Origin of the sequence: Prevotella sp. tc2-28 (genome assembly GCF_900107705.1) — a bacterium.
Classification (GTDB): Bacteria; Bacteroidota; Bacteroidia; order Bacteroidales; family Bacteroidaceae; genus Prevotella.
Genome location: NZ_FNRE01000013.1, coordinates 24,794 through 41,326, shown reverse-complemented (window position 1 = coordinate 41,326; position 16,533 = coordinate 24,794). Strand labels below are relative to the sequence as shown.

The 16,533-nt window shown below is 48.0% G+C and carries 13 protein-coding genes; 6 read left to right on the top strand and 7 right to left on the bottom strand.

What is annotated here, in order from left to right; genetic code table 11:
• Positions 1-127: 127 nt before the first annotated feature.
• The 4 genes from BLU47_RS11380 to BLU47_RS11365 are packed head-to-tail and all read left to right on the top strand — an operon-like array spanning position 128 to position 2,763.
• Positions 128-649: a hypothetical protein gene (locus BLU47_RS11380; RefSeq protein WP_091962713.1), complete on the top strand. Its 522-nt coding sequence runs from the start codon at positions 128-130 to the stop codon at positions 647-649.
• 34 nt (positions 650-683) lie between these two features.
• Entirely contained in the window at positions 684-1,130 is a 447-nt protein-coding gene (locus BLU47_RS11375) for an NfeD family protein (RefSeq protein WP_091962709.1), read from the top strand.
• 40 nt (positions 1,131-1,170) lie between these two features.
• Positions 1,171-1,776 carry a DUF975 family protein gene (locus BLU47_RS11370; RefSeq protein WP_091962706.1) on the top strand — a complete coding sequence of 202 codons (606 nt, stop codon included), beginning with the start codon at positions 1,171-1,173 and terminating at the stop codon, positions 1,774-1,776.
• A 33-nt stretch (positions 1,777-1,809) separates the two neighbouring features.
• Entirely contained in the window at positions 1,810-2,763 is a 954-nt protein-coding gene (locus BLU47_RS11365; RefSeq protein ID WP_091962701.1) for an SPFH domain-containing protein, read from the top strand.
• Between the two features lie 32 nt (positions 2,764-2,795).
• Here BLU47_RS11365 and BLU47_RS11360 read toward each other — a convergent pair whose 3' ends face one another.
• From BLU47_RS11360 to uxaC, 6 genes are all read right to left on the bottom strand, one after another.
• Positions 2,796-3,944 (bottom strand): hybrid sensor histidine kinase/response regulator, encoded by a 1,149-nt coding sequence (locus BLU47_RS11360; protein ID WP_091962698.1) that lies wholly within the window; start codon positions 3,942-3,944, stop codon positions 2,796-2,798.
• Positions 3,945-4,023: 79 nt separating this feature from the next.
• The gene (gene carB, locus BLU47_RS11355) at positions 4,024-7,251 is read right to left on the bottom strand and encodes a carbamoyl-phosphate synthase (glutamine-hydrolyzing) large subunit (RefSeq protein ID WP_091962694.1); all 3,228 of its coding nucleotides are present in this window, start codon (positions 7,249-7,251) and stop codon (positions 4,024-4,026) included.
• A gap of 1 nt (position 7,252) precedes the next feature.
• Entirely contained in the window at positions 7,253-8,329 is a 1,077-nt protein-coding gene (gene carA, locus BLU47_RS11350; RefSeq protein ID WP_091962691.1) for a glutamine-hydrolyzing carbamoyl-phosphate synthase small subunit, read from the bottom strand.
• A 9-nt stretch (positions 8,330-8,338) separates the two neighbouring features.
• The gene (locus tag BLU47_RS11345; protein ID WP_091962688.1) at positions 8,339-10,156 is read right to left on the bottom strand and encodes an amidophosphoribosyltransferase; all 1,818 of its coding nucleotides are present in this window, start codon (positions 10,154-10,156) and stop codon (positions 8,339-8,341) included.
• Between the two features lie 51 nt (positions 10,157-10,207).
• The gene (gene glmS, locus BLU47_RS11340; protein ID WP_091962685.1) at positions 10,208-12,052 is read right to left on the bottom strand and encodes a glutamine--fructose-6-phosphate transaminase (isomerizing); all 1,845 of its coding nucleotides are present in this window, start codon (positions 12,050-12,052) and stop codon (positions 10,208-10,210) included.
• 94 nt (positions 12,053-12,146) lie between these two features.
• Positions 12,147-13,553 carry a glucuronate isomerase gene (gene uxaC, locus BLU47_RS11335; RefSeq protein WP_091962681.1) on the bottom strand — a complete coding sequence of 469 codons (1,407 nt, stop codon included), beginning with the start codon at positions 13,551-13,553 and terminating at the stop codon, positions 12,147-12,149.
• 143 nt (positions 13,554-13,696) lie between these two features.
• On the opposite strand from uxaC, the gene BLU47_RS11330 reads away from it, so the two are divergent.
• Together BLU47_RS11330 and rbr are read left to right on the top strand one after the other, a co-directional pair.
• Entirely contained in the window at positions 13,697-14,731 is a 1,035-nt protein-coding gene (locus BLU47_RS11330) for an asparaginase (RefSeq protein ID WP_091962677.1), read from the top strand.
• A 42-nt stretch (positions 14,732-14,773) separates the two neighbouring features.
• Positions 14,774-15,316: a rubrerythrin gene (gene rbr, locus BLU47_RS11325; protein WP_091962673.1), complete on the top strand. Its 543-nt coding sequence runs from the start codon at positions 14,774-14,776 to the stop codon at positions 15,314-15,316.
• 86 nt (positions 15,317-15,402) lie between these two features.
• On the opposite strand, the gene BLU47_RS11320 is transcribed toward rbr, so the two are convergent.
• Positions 15,403-16,485: a helix-turn-helix transcriptional regulator gene (locus BLU47_RS11320; RefSeq protein WP_218131545.1), complete on the bottom strand. Its 1,083-nt coding sequence runs from the start codon at positions 16,483-16,485 to the stop codon at positions 15,403-15,405.
• Between the last annotated feature and the right edge of the window lie 48 nt (positions 16,486-16,533).

Genomic DNA, 16,533 nt, shown 5'->3' with positions numbered 1-16,533 from the left:
ATTATTGCAAACTGTGGCATAATTCCTTTGCAAAAGTGTGCAAATGACCCTTTGTGAACTTTTGCAAACCTTTTTTCTTGGTTGGTTAGTGATTTTTTCATAACTTTGCATCACAGAAAACAAGAAAATGAATATGACAACTATCCTGACCAACCGCGAACTGTTCCTGCTGATGATTTGCACGGTGTTCTATGTCACCTTATTTATATTGGTGATACAAAGTAACCGCAGGAAGATTCAGCTGTTGCAAAGCCGACTGGACAACATACACGCCATGCAGAAGATGGCTGTGATGGAGCAACGGGTCAGCGACAAGAGTACACTGATGAGCTCGCCCATCTACCTTCGCATCAAACAGTATCTGAACGAGGGGCGCAGCATGACGGAGAGCGACTGGACAGAACTGACGGAGGCGGTTGACACGACCTATGCAGGATTTACCGACAAGTTGTACAGTCTTTATCGCATGAGCGAACAGGATTTACACGTCAGCCTGCTCATCAAGATGCGACTGCAGCCAAAAGACATCGCTACGCTGACGGCTCACTCGAAGGAAAGTATAGCCACCACGCGTAGCCGACTCTACCAAAAGGTGTTTGGCAAGAAAGGGAGCACGAAGGATTGGGACGATTTTATCTTATCGATTTGATACATTAAAGATTAAACATTAAAGATTAAAGCATATGATTGAGTACATCTTACAAAACATGTGGCAGGTGTGGGCCATCGTAGCCGTGCTTTGCCTGATTATGGAACTGTCGTCGGGTGATTTCTTTATCATCTGTTTCTCTATCGGTGCCGTTGGAGCTGCCATTGTAGCCGCACTGTTTAGCGACAGCATCACGGTACAAATCCTCTGTTTTGTCGTCATATCACTGGCTGCACTGCTCTATGTGCGTCCAGCTGCCAAAAAATGGTTGCACAAAGGGGAGGACAAACGCGTGAGCAATGCGGACGCCCTGTTAGGCCGCACAGGTCGTGTGACTGAGGCGATCAAGGCTGGCAACAGTGGATACGTACAAATAGACGGAGACTTGTGGAAGGCCGTCAGTGAGACGGATATTCCCGAAGGAACTTCCGTGCGCGTCATCGGACGTGAGAGCACCATCATTACGGTGGAAACGTTGTAACAATAAACAATAGCCAATAAACAATAAAATATTAAAGATTATGAAAACTATTTCGGAGTACAAAGACATGGCCCTTCAGTCATTGGAGGGAAAATGGGGAAAGGCTGCCATAGCCACGCTCATCGCATTCATCATCCTGGAGTTATTCGGCTCTTCGCCATCATTCTTTATGGATCCCATTCCCAGTATGGTCTTACAGGGAGTCTTCTCGTTGCTGTTGTTGCCTCTGGCATGGGGTCACTTCATTTTCTTCCTGAGATTAATCCGCGATGAGAACCTCGATTACGGACACCTGTTCGATGGTTTCAACCAGTATTTCCGCATCTTCCTGGCTGAGTTGCTGAAAGGCATCTACATCCTGCTCTGGGCACTGTTGCTCATCATTCCGGGCCTCATCAAAGAGTATTCCTACGCCATGACGGAATTTATCCTGAAAGACAACCCCGAGATGAGCGGCGAGGAAGCTATCTGCGAGAGTATGCGACTGATGCAGGGCCACAAGATGCAGCTCTTCCTGCTTGACCTCAGCATGATTGGCTGGCTTATCCTGTCTTTCCTCACACTGGGTATCGGATTACTTTTCCTGATGCCGTACAACTATACGGCTCACGCCCATTTCTACGAGGACTTGAAGGCAAAACAATAAAGATTAAAGATTAAACATTAAACAATAAACAATATGGACATTATGAGTTATGTATTAATTGCCATCATCGTACTGGTGGTCATCTTTGCCAAAATGGCATTAGTCATCATCCCTCAGTCTGAAACCCGTATCATTGAGCGCTTAGGACGTTACTATGCCACGCTGAACCCTGGTATCAACATCATCATCCCCTTCATCGACCGTGCCAAGGAGATTGTCGTGCTGAACCGTGGACGCTACGCTTACTCCAACTCGATTGATCTCCGTGAGCAGGTTTACGACTTCCCCTCGCAGAACGTGATTACGAAAGATAACATCCAGATGGAAATCAACGCCCTGCTGTACTTCCAGATTGTTGATCCGTTCAAGGCGGTGTATGAGATTTCGAACCTGCCCAACGCCATCGAGAAACTGACACAGACCACCCTGCGTAACATCATCGGTGAACTGGAACTGGACGAGACGCTGACTTCGCGCGACACCATCAACACCAAACTGCGCGCCGTGCTGGACGATGCCACCGACAAATGGGGTGTGAAAGTAAACCGTGTTGAACTGCAAGACATTGTGCCTCCTGCAACGGTGCTGAACGCGATGGAGAAGCAGATGCAGGCCGAGCGCAACAAGCGTGCACAGATTCTGACCTCAGAGGGTGAAAAGGCTGCTGAAATCCTGGCATCAGAGGGTGAGAAGACTGCCATCATCAACCGTGCTGACGCCCAGAAGCAACAAGCCATCCTACACGCTGAAGGTGAGGCACAAGCACGCATCCGCAAGGCAGAAGCTGAAGCCAAGGCTATCGAACTGATCACGGAGGCTGTGGGCAAGTCGACGAATCCTGCCAACTATCTGCTGGCTCAGAAGTACATCCAGATGATGCAGGAACTGGCTCAGGGTGACAAGACGAAGACGGTATACCTGCCCTATGAAGCCACTAACCTGCTCGGCTCTATAGGTGGCATCAAGGACCTGTTCAAGACCGAATAACGAAACTACACATAACAACAAAAAAAAGAGGCTCAGGCCTCTTTTTTTATGGGTATCGTGAACGAGAAGGTTGAGCCCTCGCCCTCGACGGACTCTACGTAGGCATCACCGCCATTCTTGCGAGCAAAATCCTGACAGAGCTGCAAGCCCAATCCGGAACCTTCCTCACCACCTGTTCCGTAAGTTGTCTCACCTTTATGGAAAATGGTTTCCACGCGGTCTGCTGCAATACCGACACCATGGTCACGGACGCTGATACGAGCGAAGTCACCTTCACGTTTGAAGAACACCTCAATACCCTTCCCTTCGGGTGTGAACTTGATAGCGTTCGACAGGAAGTTTCGGATGACGGTCTTGACCATATCATTATCAGCATGAACGGTGATTTTCTCCTCGGAAGGAATATATTGAAGCGTGATTTTCTTCATCTCGGCAATCATGGTGAAGATGTCAACCACACCGGGCACAACCTCTTCGAGGTCGAAATCCTGATAGACGACATTCAGTCGGCCAGTCTGGCTCTTCGTCCATTTCAGCAGGTTGTCCAACAGGTCATGTGTCTCTTCTGACTCACGGTTGGCTTTGTCAAGCAGTTCAAAGATTTCCGGACCTACCGTATCGGGTGAAACGACATTGACTGCCAGGTTGAGCACCATACGGATAGATGCCATAGGAGAACGCAAGTCGTGGGCAATAACCGAGTACATCTTGTCGCGGTTGTTGATGGTGCGTCGCAACTCGTCGTTCTGTCTGACAATGATTCGCTTAGCAGCAACAAGTTGTATCTGGTGCATCACACGCATGACCAGTTCCTCTTTATTAAAAGGTTTTGTCAGGAAGTCGTTGGCGCCTACCTGGAAACCATGTACCAGGTCGGAAGGGTTGTTGAGCGCCGTAAGGAAGATGATGGGAATATCCTGTGTCTCAGGGTCTTTCTTCAAGATAACAGCGGTGTCGAAGCCATTGATATCAGGCATCATCACGTCAAGCAGTATCAAGTCGGGCTTCTCCTTCTTGGCCTGCTCTATACACATATTGCCACAGTTGGCCGTACACACTTGGAATTTCTCATTGGTCAACAGGATTTTCAGCAGCAATACGTTGCTGACAACATCATCGACAATGAGTATTTTATAGTCGCTTCGGTTGATTTGGGATTCAAATGTATCGTTAAGCTCCATCTCGTAATCAGGTCTTTAGTACTTTCAAGTTGCAAAAGTAGCAAATATTTGGCTTTTCGCCAAATATTTGCGCACTTTTTTACTTATATTCATTCCAAGACTTAATTCCTATCGCATCAAGAGGAACTGTACAGAATGCCTGAATGAAGGCAGAAGCCAGTCGGGCATTGGTTATCAGAGGCACATTGAGGTCGATAGCGGCACGACGTATCTTATAACCATTAGTCAACTCGTGGGTGGTCAGATCTTTCGGGATGTTAACCACCATATCTATCTTATGCTGATGCAACAGGTCGAGGGCCTGAGGCTGTCCGGCATCAGAAGGCCAGTGGACAAGCGTATTCTGTATACCATTGTCGGTGAGATACTTCGACGTACCACCCGTAGCATACAACTCATAGCCGTGCGACTCCAACATGCGAGCAGCATCAAGCATCTCAGCCTTCTGCTTGGCACCACCTGTAGAGAGCAGCACCGTCTTCCTGGGAATGCGATGTCCTACGCTCAACATGGCTTTCAGCAGTGCCGTATGGGTATTGTCACCAATACAGCCCACCTCACCAGTTGATGCCATATCGACACCCAGCACAGGGTCGGCCTTCTGCAATCGGTTGAAGGAGAACTGCGAGGCCTTGATGCCCACATAGTCGAGGTCAAAGAGATTCTTAGAGGGTTTCTCAACGGGCAGTCCCAGCATGACCTTCGTTGCCAGTTCAATGAGATTCAATTTGAGCACTTTCGAAACGAAGGGGAAGGAGCGTGAGGCTCGCAGGTTACACTCGATAACAAGGATATCGTTCTCGCGCGCCATATACTGGATGTTAAACGGTCCGTTGATATGCAACGCCTTGGCTATCTGACGCGAAATGCGCTTGATACGTCTCACGGTCTCCACATACAATTTCTGCGGAGGGAACTGAATGGTGGCGTCGCCAGAGTGGACTCCGGCAAACTCGATGTGCTCGCTGATGGCATAGGCCAGTATCTCACCATCCTTGGCCACTGCATCCATCTCTATCTCCTTGGCATGCTCGATAAATTTCGATACGACGACGGGGTGGTCTTCGGACACGTTGGCTGCCAATTGGAGGAAACGTTCCAGTTCGTCTTTGTTGGAGCAGACATTCATGGCTGCACCGCTTAACACATACGACGGACGAACCAAGACAGGGAAGCCGACACGGTCGACAAACTGACCAATTTCATCCATCGAGGTCAAGGCGCTCCATTCCGGCTGGTTGACACCCAACTCGTTGAGCATCTGTGAGAATTTGGCACGATCCTCAGCACCGTCAATGTCGGAGGCCTGTGTTCCCAAAATACGCACACCAGCCTCATCGAGATAAACTGCCAGGTTGTTAGGAATCTGACCTCCGGTGGAAACGATAACGCCATAGGGTTGCTCCATATCAATGATGTCGAGCACACGCTCGAAAGTAAGTTCATCAAAATAGAGACGGTCGCACATGTCGTAGTCCGTAGAAACGGTCTCTGGGTTGTAGTTAATCATCACGGAGCGCCATCCCTCCTTGCGAATCGTGTTCAACGCCTGTACACCACACCAGTCGAACTCGACACTACTGCCGATGCGATAGGCTCCTGAACCCAATACGATAATGGAACGGTGGTCGTGCTCATAAGGAATATCGCTCTGTGTCCCTGAATATGTGACGTAAAGGTAATTGGTCTGGGCAGGGTACTCAGCTGCCAACGTATCAATCTGCTTGACAACAGGCATGATGCCCAGCTGTTTACGACGATTACGCACGACGAGCACAGCCTTGTGCATATTGTCGAGCTCTGACTCCAGACCGATGGCACGAGCTATCTGGAAATCGGTAAATCCATAGACCTTTGCTTCGCGCAACAAGTCAGCATCAAGTGTATTGACCTGCTGTCGCTTCAATGCTTCATCGATATCAATGATATGCTTCAACTTATAAAGGAACCACTTGTCTATCTTCGTCAGTTCGTGAATCTTGTCGATATCGTATTCTGGCAGGTGCATCGCTTTCGAGATGATGAACACACGCTTGTCGGTGGGTTCACGCAAGGCAGCATCAATATCGGGAATCTGCAGTTCCTTGTTCTCTACGAAGCCATGCATCCCCTGCCCTATCATGCGCAGTCCTTTCTGGATGGCCTCCTCAAAATTGCGACCGATAGCCATTACCTCGCCGACTGATTTCATCGAGGAGCCAAGCTCTTTGTCGACGCCGTGGAACTTGGAGAGATCCCAACGTGGAATCTTGCACACCACATAGTCGAGGGCTGGTTCGAAGAAGGCTGATGTAGTCTTCGTCACCGAGTTCTTCAACTCAAACAGGCCATAGCCCATACCCAACTTAGCCGCTACGAAGGCCAAAGGATAGCCTGTAGCCTTAGAAGCCAACGCTGAAGAACGGGACAAACGGGCATTGACTTCAATGACACGATAGTCTTCTGACTGTGGGTCGAAGGCGTACTGCACATTGCACTCGCCCACGATGCCAATATGACGGATAATCTTGATGGCAAGGGCACGCAACTTATGGTATTCTGAATTAGTCAGTGTCTGTGACGGGGCAATGACAATACTCTCTCCTGTATGAATACCCAGCGGGTCGAAGTTTTCCATATTGCAGACCGTGATACAATTGTCATAACGGTCGCGTACCACTTCATACTCGATTTCCTTCCAACCCTTCAAGGACTTCTCAACGAGCACCTGAGGAGAGAAAGAGAAGGCTTTCTCGGCAAGTTTATTTAGTTCGTCCTCATTATCACAAAAACCGGAGCCTAATCCGCCAAGTGCATAGGCAGCACGAAGAATGACGGGATAGCCCAGTTCTTTGGCAGCTTTACGCGCCTGTTCGATGGTCTCGCAGGCCTCGCTCTTGATGGTTTTTACGTCTATCTCGTCGAGTTTCTTGACGAACAACTCGCGATCCTCGGTATCGATGATAGCCTGTACGGGAGTGCCAAGCACACGGACGCCATATTTCTCGAGCACACCGCTCTTATACAATTCCACACCGCAGTTGAGGGCTGTCTGTCCACCAAAAGCCAACAGAATACCATCAGGACGTTCCTTACGGATGACCTTCTCGACGAAATAAGGCTGCACAGGCAGGAAATAAATCTCATCGGCAACGCCCTCTGAGGTCTGGACAGTGGCAATGTTGGGGTTGATGAGCACCGTCTTGATGCCCTCTTCGCGCAAGGCTTTCAGTGCCTGGCTACCAGAATAGTCGAACTCACCGGCCTCACCAATCTTCAATGCTCCGCTTCCCAGGAGCAATACTTTCTTGATATTATCGTATTTCATCTTACAAAGTCTCTATAAAACGGTCAAACATAAATTCTGTGTCAACAGGGCCTGAACAGGCCTCAGGGTGGAACTGGCTGGAAAACCAGGGATTAGTCTGATGACGGATGCCCTCATTGGAACCGTCATTCATATTCACAAACAACTCACGCCATTCGTTGCCCAGGGTAGAAGCGTCAACGGCATAGCCATGGTTTTGAGACGTGACATAGCAGCGATTGGTACCTACTTCACGAACGGGTTGGTTATGGGAGCGATGACCGTATTTCAACTTATAGATCGTTGCACCTGCAGCCTTCGCCAGTAACTGGTTACCCATGCAGATGCCACAGATAGGCTTGCGTGACTGAGACATCTGTTTCTTCAAAATGTCGACAGCTGCACCACACTTGTCAGGATCACCAGGACCATTTGCAAGGAAAAGGCCATCAAACTGCATATCTGTATAGTCGTAATTCCAGGGAACACGAATCACCTCGCATCCTCGACGGACAAGACAGCGAATGATGTTGGCTTTCACACCGCAGTCGACAAGCACTACCTTCTTGCCTGCACCTTCATTATATCGGATAACCTCCTTACAAGAGACTCGCTCTACCCAGTTAATGCTATCATAGCTTTCGGGGTTCTCAACGACCTCAGAACTGTCGGAGAAGACCAATTGTCCCATCATCACACCACGCTCACGCAGTAACTTAGTCAGTTGACGGGTATCTATGCCTGTAATGCCGGGAACTTGTTCGCGTTTCAGCCAGTCGGCCAAGCTCTCTGAGGCATTCCAATGGCTGAACTGCTGTGAATAGTCGCTAACGATGATAGCAGTAGCGTAGATGCGGTCACTCTCCATAAAAGTAGGCAGGCCGTCAGGTTCAATACTGAACTTAGGCACTCCATAGTTTCCCACCAAGGGGAAGGTCATGACCAGCATCTGACCTGCATAGGAGGGATCGGTCAGACTCTCCGGATAGCCCATCATGGCTGTGTTAAATACTACCTCACCAGCTACGGGTTTCTCATAGCCGAATGAGTATCCATCAAACTTGGTTCCGTCATCCAAGACAAGGGTTACTTTCTTCATATATCCTGATTAAAACTTTTGCTCTTGATTATATACTTTCTCTATGTAGTTGACAAATGCCTGATTGCAGAGGCGCACACCGCCTGGCGTCGGATAACGACCTGTGAAATACCAGTCGCCAGGATGATTAGGACAGGCGGTATGGAGCCCTTCTATGGACTGGAAGACCAGTTCGATAGGCGTCGTCACCTCGTCAGGGCGAAGCATTTCCACCATCTTCCGGTTCAACTCTTCCACGGAGAACGGCTTATATAGCTGTTGCACATAGGCTTCTGCTCCACCACTTTTACACTGACGGTAGACTTCATCTATCAACTTATGCATACCACGCTCCTTCAGCAGTTCGATACATGCCCGGAAGGCGATGAATTCCTCCAGACGTGCCATGTCGATACCATAATAGTCAGGATAGCGTATTTGTGGAGCACTGGACACCAGCACGATTTTCTTGGGATGCAGGCGATCCAGAATCTTGATGATACTCTCTTTCAGTGTCGTTCCTCGTACGATGCTGTCGTCAATGACTACCAGGTTGTCTACTCCTTCTTCCAGCACATCGTAAGTAATATCATAGACATGCGAGGCCAGATCATTGCGCTGGTTGCCCTCTGTAATGAAGGTGCGCAACTTGATATCCTTCCATGCGGCTTTCTCCGAACGTACATAGTCGTTCAAGATTGTTTCCAGTTCCTCACGGGTAGGGATATGTCCCAGACGCTCAATGCGATCAATCTTACATTCGTTCAGATAGCGCTTAAATCCGCCCAGCATACCATAGTAGGCAACCTCGGCAGTATTAGGGATGAACGAGAATACGGTGTGGTCGACATCGTAATCGACAGCTTTGAGGATGGATTCGGTCAGCTGTTCTCCCAATTTCTTTCGCTCCTGATAGATGTCACTGTCGTTGCCTCGACTGAAATAGATACGTTCGAAGGAGCATGCCGCATATTCTCGTTGGGGAATGATCTGTTCGAGATGCATCTGACCACGACTGTTGACAAGCAGCGCCTGGCCTGGTTGTAATTCACGTATATCAGTGGCGTTCAGATTAAAGGTCGTTTGCAGTACAGGACGCTCAGAAGCCAACGCTACGACCTCATCGTCTTGATAGTAGAATGCAGGACGGATGCCCCAAGGGTCGCGCATGGAGAACAACTCACCGGAGCCTGTTAATCCACAAACCACATAGCCTCCGTCGAAATCAGGCATCGTCGTTCGCAACACATTGCCCATATCGACATGGTCATCAATGTAGGAAGTAATGTCGCATCCTGTCAGTCCTTGCTGTTGTGCTTCCACATAGTTACGTTCCACCTCACGGTCCAGACGGTGCCCCATCCACTCCAGCATGATATACGAATCGCTGTAAATGCGGGGGCATTGTCCTTGTGATGTTATCTTTTGGAAAACCTCATTGATATTGGTCATATTGAAGTTTCCACAAAGGCAGAGGTTCTTGGCTTTCCAATTGTTTCGACGCAGGAAAGGATGCACATAGGTCAGGCCACTCTTTCCTGTGGTAGAATAGCGCAGATGCCCCATATACAGTTCACCGGCAAAGTCGCTATTGACGCGTGAGAAAATCTCTGTAATAGCATCCTTACCTTCAGCCTTCTCACGGAACATATATTCACGACCTGGCTCGGTACCAAGTTTGACACTGGCAATACCAGCACCTTCTTGGCCACGATTGTGCTGTTTCTCCATCATCAGATAGAGTTTGTTCAACCCATAGGCCCACGAACCATATTTCTGCTCGTAATACTCCAGTGGCTTCAACAGGCGGATCATCGCCACACCACACTCATGCTTCAATTCTTCCATATCTTTCTTTTATAAAAAAAGCGAACCGTCATTGACGATTCGCCCTTGATATCATTCAACAGTAACACTCTTAGCCAGGTTACGTGGTTGGTCAACATTCTTACCTTTGCAGACAGCCACATGATAAGCCAGCAACTGCAGGGGTATCGTAGCCACCAATGGTTCCAAACACTCAAGGACGTCTGGTAGTTCAATGGTTTCATCCGCAATCTTCGAAATAGTATCGTCACCTCTGGAAACGAGAGCTATCACCCTACCCTGGCGAGCTTTTATCTCTTGGATATTCGACAATACCTTCTCGTACATCGCATTGTGTGTAGCAATCACCACGACAGGCATATCAGAATCGATAAGGGCAATAGGGCCGTGTTTCATCTCAGCAGCAGGATAGCCTTCCGCGTGGATATAGGATATCTCCTTCAGCTTCAAGGCACCTTCCAGCGCCACCGGATAAGAATATCCGCGTCCTAAATAGAGGAAATTATGTGCATAGGTAAATGTGCGTGCCAAGTCCTTCACCTTGTCGTTAGTATTCAGCACCTCACGGATCTTATCAGGAATTTCACTCAGTCCCTTGACAATTTCCATATATTCATTACGACTGATAGTACCCTTAGCCTCACCCATGGCCAGTGCAATCATGGTAAGTACCGTCACCTGACCAGTGAAAGCTTTTGTCGAGGCTACACCAATCTCCGGACCCACATGGATATAGGTTCCAGTATCGGTATTGCGGGGGATGCTGCTGCCTATCGCATTACATACTCCATAAATAAACGCGCCCCGCTCCTTCGCCAACTGTACTGCTGCCAGGGTGTCGGCCGTCTCACCACTTTGTGAGATGGCGATTACCACATCGCCTTTGCCGACTACAGGATTGCGATAGCGGAATTCGGAAGCATATTCTACTTCCACTGGTATGCGACAATAGGTTTCAATCAGTTGTTTTCCTATCAGTCCTGCATGCCATGATGTTCCGCAAGCTACGATGACTACACGCTTGGCTTCAAGCATTTGACGACGGTAGTCTATCAGTGCTGAAAGAGTCACATGATTGGCTTCTATATTCACGCGTCCACGCATACAATTAGTCAGGCACTCGGGTTGCTCAAAAATCTCCTTCAGCATAAAGTGGTCGTAACCACCTTTCTCTATCTGACCAAGGTCTATATCTACGGTCTTTACCTTCAGTTCTTGCTCTTCACCCAGAATGCTCATCACATGAATATCCTCACCACGACGTATCAGGGCGATATTTCCATCCTCCAGATAGACCACCTTGTCGGTATACTCCACAATAGGACTGGCGTCGCTACCAAGAAAGAACTCGTCTTCACCGATACCGACAACTAACGGGCTCTGCTTTCGGGCTGCTACAATCTGATTGGGATCACGCTTGTCAAGTACAGCAATGGCATAGGCACCAATCACTTGATAGAGAGCCACCTGAACGGACTCCAACAGCGACAGGTTCTTCTTCGTCATGATATACTCTATCAACTGAACCAACACCTCTGTATCCGTATCGCTGACAAACTGGACGCCCTTGGCCTTCAGTTTCTCCTTGATATCTGCATAGTTCTCTATAATACCATTATGGATGATGGCAAGATTATGACTCTGTGAATAGTGAGGATGGGCATTACGGGACGACGGCTCACCATGGGTGGCCCAACGGGTGTGAGCGATGCCTATCGTTCCACTGACATCCTTGTCGCTACAGTATTCACAAAGATTATCAACTTTTCCTTTCGACTTGTAGACATTCAGGTTACCATTGTCATTTATCAAGGCAACTCCTGCTGAATCATAACCACGATACTCCAGTCTGCGAAGTCCCTTTATCAGAATGGGGAAAGCCTCTTTTTTACCTATATATCCTACTATTCCACACATAATCTTTTAATCACTTGTCTTTGTGTCTGATTAATTTCGGGTGCAAAAGTACAAAAAAATCGGCTATCCAATGCAAGGACAGCCGATTTTTTTATCAATAGAACTTGAAATATCTACGAGCGTTGTTGTAAGAGATGTCTTCAACCATCTTACCAAGCAGTTCACGATCGTCAGGCAACAGACCTTTCTCAACGTCATTACCCAACATATTGCAAAGGATGCGACGGAAGTACTCATGACGTGGATAACTGAGGAACGAACGACTATCGGTCAGCATGCCAACGAAACGACTCAGCAGACCCAGAACAGAAAGAGCGTTCATCTGGCGCTCCATGCCATCCTTTTGATCATTGAACCACCAGCCAGAACCAAACTGTATCTTACCTGGCTCTCCACCCTGGAAGTTACCCAGCATCGTGGCTATTACCTCGTTGGCGCATGGGTTCAATGTATATAATATGGTACGCGTGAGCTTGTCTTCCATATTCAACTTGTTCAGGAACTTCGACATAGCCTTAGCAGTGTTGAATTCTCCGATTGAGTCGAAACCGGTATCTGCACCCAATTGGTTGAACATCTTGGTGTTATTATTGCGGATAGCACCATAGTGGAACTGCTGTGTCCAATCTGCATCAGCATCCATCTCAGCCATTACGGTCAGGAAACAATGCTTATACTGACGGGTTTCCATGTTGGAAAGTTGCTGGCCACGCATAGCTTTCTCGAAGATAGTTTCAATTTGCGAGTCAGTATAGTCCTCATCATAGAATTCCTCGATACCATGGTCTGATAACTTACAGCCATTGGCTGCAAAGAAGTCATGACGCTTCTGAAGAGCATCTACCATATCGGAGAACTTGGTGATGGTCACTCCGCTTACTTCCTCCAACTGATGAACATAAGCCGAGAACTCCGGAGCCTCGATGTTCATAGCCTTGTCAGGACGCCATGCGGGAATCATCATGGGATCGTCAGCCGCCTTGTGCTTGGCATACTCAATGTGGTTGTGCAAGTCATCAACGGGGTCGTCAGTCGTACAGACACACTCTACGTGATAATGCTTCATCAAACCACGGGCCGAGAACTCTGGCTGCTTAAGCTTCTCATTACACTCATCGAAAATCTCACGAGCCGTCTTGGGGCTGAGCAGTTTCTCAATACCAAAAGCGGTCTTCAACTCAAGGTGAGTCCAGTGATACAGCGGATTGCGCAGTGTATAGGGCACTGTTTCTGCCCATTTCTCAAATTTCTCCCAGTCGCTTGTATCCTTGCCCGTACAGAATCGCTCATCGACACCATTGGTACGCATGGCACGCCATTTATAATGGTCGCCACCCAGCCACAGCTCGGTAATACTCTTAAAACGATGGTCGTTAGCCACCATCTCGGGAATCAAGTGACAGTGATAGTCAATAATGGGCATCTTTGCCGCATGGTTGTGGAACAGGTCTTGTGCAACCTCGTTGTCGAGAACAAAATTCTTGTCGTTAAACTGTTTCATACTTTGGTTTGTTTTAGTTTATTTGTCCAATTGGATGCAAAGATAACGAAATTAATTCAATCTTCAGCAACATTTTCCTTTTTTTGAAGAAAAATTAACGTAAACGTTTCCTTGCTCTCATTTTTTTTACGTATCTTTGTGCCATGCAAAACAAAGTTCTGCTTATTTATACTGGCGGTACCATCGGTATGAACCGTAATCCGCTCACTGGGGCGCTAGAACCTTTCGATTTCGAGCACCTTCTGAACAATGTACCCGAACTGAAACAGTTCGACACACAGATTGCCACCTATCAGTTTAATCCACCTATCGACTCCAGCGATATGTCACCACGGCTGTGGACAGACCTGTCTCATGTCATTGCAGACAACTACGACCAATATGACGGATTCGTCGTGCTGCACGGCACTGACACCATGGCTTACACCGCCTCTGCCCTCTCCTATATGCTGGAGAACTTGACCAAACCCGTCATTTTCACGGGTTCACAACTCCCCATCGGACAGCTTCGCACTGACGGGAAAGAGAACCTCATCACTTCGATTGAGATTGCGATGTCCAAAGATGAGAATGGTCGCGCACGCGTACCCGAGGTGGGCATCTACTTCGGAGGACATCTCTTGCGTGGAAACCGTACCACCAAGCAAAGCGCCGAGGAATTCAATGCCTTCGAGTCATTCAACTATCCGCATCTTGTCGAGGCAGGTGTAAATATCATCTATCACAACGACCGCATTCTAAAACCGGATTTCAACAAACCGATGAAGCCTCACTTTCGACTGGACAATAACGTAATCATCTTCTCTCTATTCCCTGGTGTCCGCGAAGACCTGATACGCCACATCATACACACCCCCAACCTGAAAAGCATCGTTATGCGCACCTTCGGTTCTGGCAATGCACCCCAAAATCCATGGTTGCTAAAAGCCCTGAAGGAAGGCACACAGAATGGGAAAGTCATCGTCAACATCAGCCAATGCATGCAGGGAGCCGTCGAGATGAGTCGCTACGACACCGGGTTTCACCTGCAAGAAGCAGGCGTCGTCAGCGGTTATGACTCCACCGTCGAGAGTGCCGTTACCAAACTGATGTTTCTGCAGTCACACTACAACGACCCTGATAAGGTACGCGAAATGATGAAACAAAGTATCCGTGGTGAGATTTCTGTCGTTCAGTAACCTCCATTAAACCCATATTACTAACTAAACAAAATTTAAATTATGAAAGAGTTAAAAGGTACAAAAACAGAGAAAAACCTACAAGAAGCTTTTGCAGGTGAGTCAATGGCTCGTAACAAGTATAGTTACTGGGCTTCCAAAGCCAAGAAGGACGGCTTCGTACAGATAGCTGCTATCTTTGAGGAAACTGCCGCTAACGAAAAGGAACACGCCAAAATGTGGTTTAAGTTGTTGGAGGGTGGTGCTATCAAGGATACTGCAAGCAATTTGGAAGCAGCTGCTGGCGGTGAGAACTTCGAGTGGACTGACATGTATGCGCGTATGGCCCGTGAAGCCCGCGAAGAAGGCTTCGACGAGATTGCAGAGAAATTCGAGGGAGTTGCCAAGATAGAGAAAGCCCACGAAGAACGTTACCTCAAGCTGTTGGACAACGTCCGCAAGGAGCGCGTCTTCTCAAAGGACGGCGATGTTATTTGGCAATGTGCTAACTGTGGGCACATCGTCATCGGCAAGAAGGCTCCTGATGTATGCCCCGTCTGCGACCATCCTCAGGCTTATTTCCAAATTAAGGCAGAGAACTATTAAACGTACTAAGAGGCTGAATCTTCTGAATTCAGCCTCTTTTTTCACAAAATGGGAACCTTTTCCGACTCTGTTGGGCGTGAATTTATTTATATTTTGCATTCACGAACATACTGAGCGGGAGTCATGTCCGTCTGTTTCTTGAATACCTGCTGGAAGTAACTTCGACTAGCAAATCCACACTGCTGGGCTATAGTGTCGTTACTCCAGTCGGGATGAGCCTTCAGCTGGCGTTTTGCCTCTTCGATACGAAGATGGGTAAGCCATGGATTGAAAAGTTCCCACTCGGTGGTTTTCAACCATGCGGCAAGCTGATAGCGAGGAATCTGCATCTCGCGGACTGCTTCCTGCATCGTGATGCCACTATGTAGATGACCTTTCTTTTGTATCCAGTCGTCCACGATCAGACCAATACGGCGACGTTCTTCTTCTGTCATTGTATGCACCTGACTACGTTCTTCTTCCATCTTTGTCTCATCGGCATTGGCTTTAGCTTCCGAGACACGACGGGAGTCGTTGCTTACACAATAGCAGATAAAACAGAATACCAGATAATAAAGGGTAAAGAAAATAATCAACGCATAGCCAAACAACAGTAAACCTTTACTGAATATCAGGAAAGGTGCACCGACAGCGACCAGTGCTAACAAAAACACGCTTCGCTTCATCCAACGCAACATGTCGCCCGTATCATAGTCATAGTAGTTACTCAAAGCTTGTGTCAGCTGCTGATTGCCACGATGAAGCGCAAAGGTGTAGTTTACCTGCATGACACAATAGGCCAATGCCGATATGTATTCGGCAATACGCATCTCAGGAGTATCAATGAGCAACGACTTCCCACTGATGAATGCGGCAACAATCAATACGATGACCACCAACAGCCAGGTGACAATACCATTCCACCAGATGCTTCGACGTATTTGGCCTTCGTGCTGCAGATTGAAGATAGAAAGCGTGAACAGCCAAGAACAGGGAATAAAGAAAAGGAGATTGACCATAACAGCTTGCGTAACACCCATCATGCGAAGCTTCAACAAATATTGCAATAGAAACTGAATGGACATCAGGGCTGTTCCGCCAGCCATCATCCATCTTGAACGATTCAGCATCTGATCGCCCGACACTTTACGCGGTAACAACACGGAGAGTGTTATTGTCAAAACCGCCATAAGAACCATTGCACTAAACTGTGCTTCTCCCATTTTATTCGACTTTTA

Bases quoted from the DNA above. Each gene is read 5' to 3' on its own strand.
- uxaC (WP_091962681.1), bottom strand. From the start codon at position 13,553: ATGAAACAGTTTAACGACAAGAATTTTGTTCTCGACAACGAGGTTGCA.
- carA (WP_091962691.1), bottom strand. From the start codon at position 8,329: ATGAAGAAAGTAACCCTTGTCTTGGATGACGGAACCAAGTTTGATGGA.
- glmS (WP_091962685.1), bottom strand. From the start codon at position 12,052: ATGTGTGGAATAGTAGGATATATAGGTAAAAAAGAGGCTTTCCCCATT.
- carB (WP_091962694.1), bottom strand. From the start codon at position 7,251: ATGAAATACGATAATATCAAGAAAGTATTGCTCCTGGGAAGCGGAGCA.
- BLU47_RS11360 (WP_091962698.1), bottom strand. From the start codon at position 3,944: ATGGAGCTTAACGATACATTTGAATCCCAAATCAACCGAAGCGACTAT.
- BLU47_RS11380 (WP_091962713.1), top strand. From the start codon at position 128: ATGAATATGACAACTATCCTGACCAACCGCGAACTGTTCCTGCTGATG.
- BLU47_RS11370 (WP_091962706.1), top strand. From the start codon at position 1,171: ATGAAAACTATTTCGGAGTACAAAGACATGGCCCTTCAGTCATTGGAG.
- BLU47_RS11330 (WP_091962677.1), top strand. From the start codon at position 13,697: ATGCAAAACAAAGTTCTGCTTATTTATACTGGCGGTACCATCGGTATG.
- BLU47_RS11365 (WP_091962701.1), top strand. From the start codon at position 1,810: ATGGACATTATGAGTTATGTATTAATTGCCATCATCGTACTGGTGGTC.
- rbr (WP_091962673.1), top strand. From the start codon at position 14,774: ATGAAAGAGTTAAAAGGTACAAAAACAGAGAAAAACCTACAAGAAGCT.
- BLU47_RS11320 (WP_218131545.1), bottom strand. From the start codon at position 16,485: ATGGCGGTTTTGACAATAACACTCTCCGTGTTGTTACCGCGTAAAGTG.
- BLU47_RS11375 (WP_091962709.1), top strand. From the start codon at position 684: ATGATTGAGTACATCTTACAAAACATGTGGCAGGTGTGGGCCATCGTA.
- BLU47_RS11345 (WP_091962688.1), bottom strand. From the start codon at position 10,156: ATGGAAGAATTGAAGCATGAGTGTGGTGTGGCGATGATCCGCCTGTTG.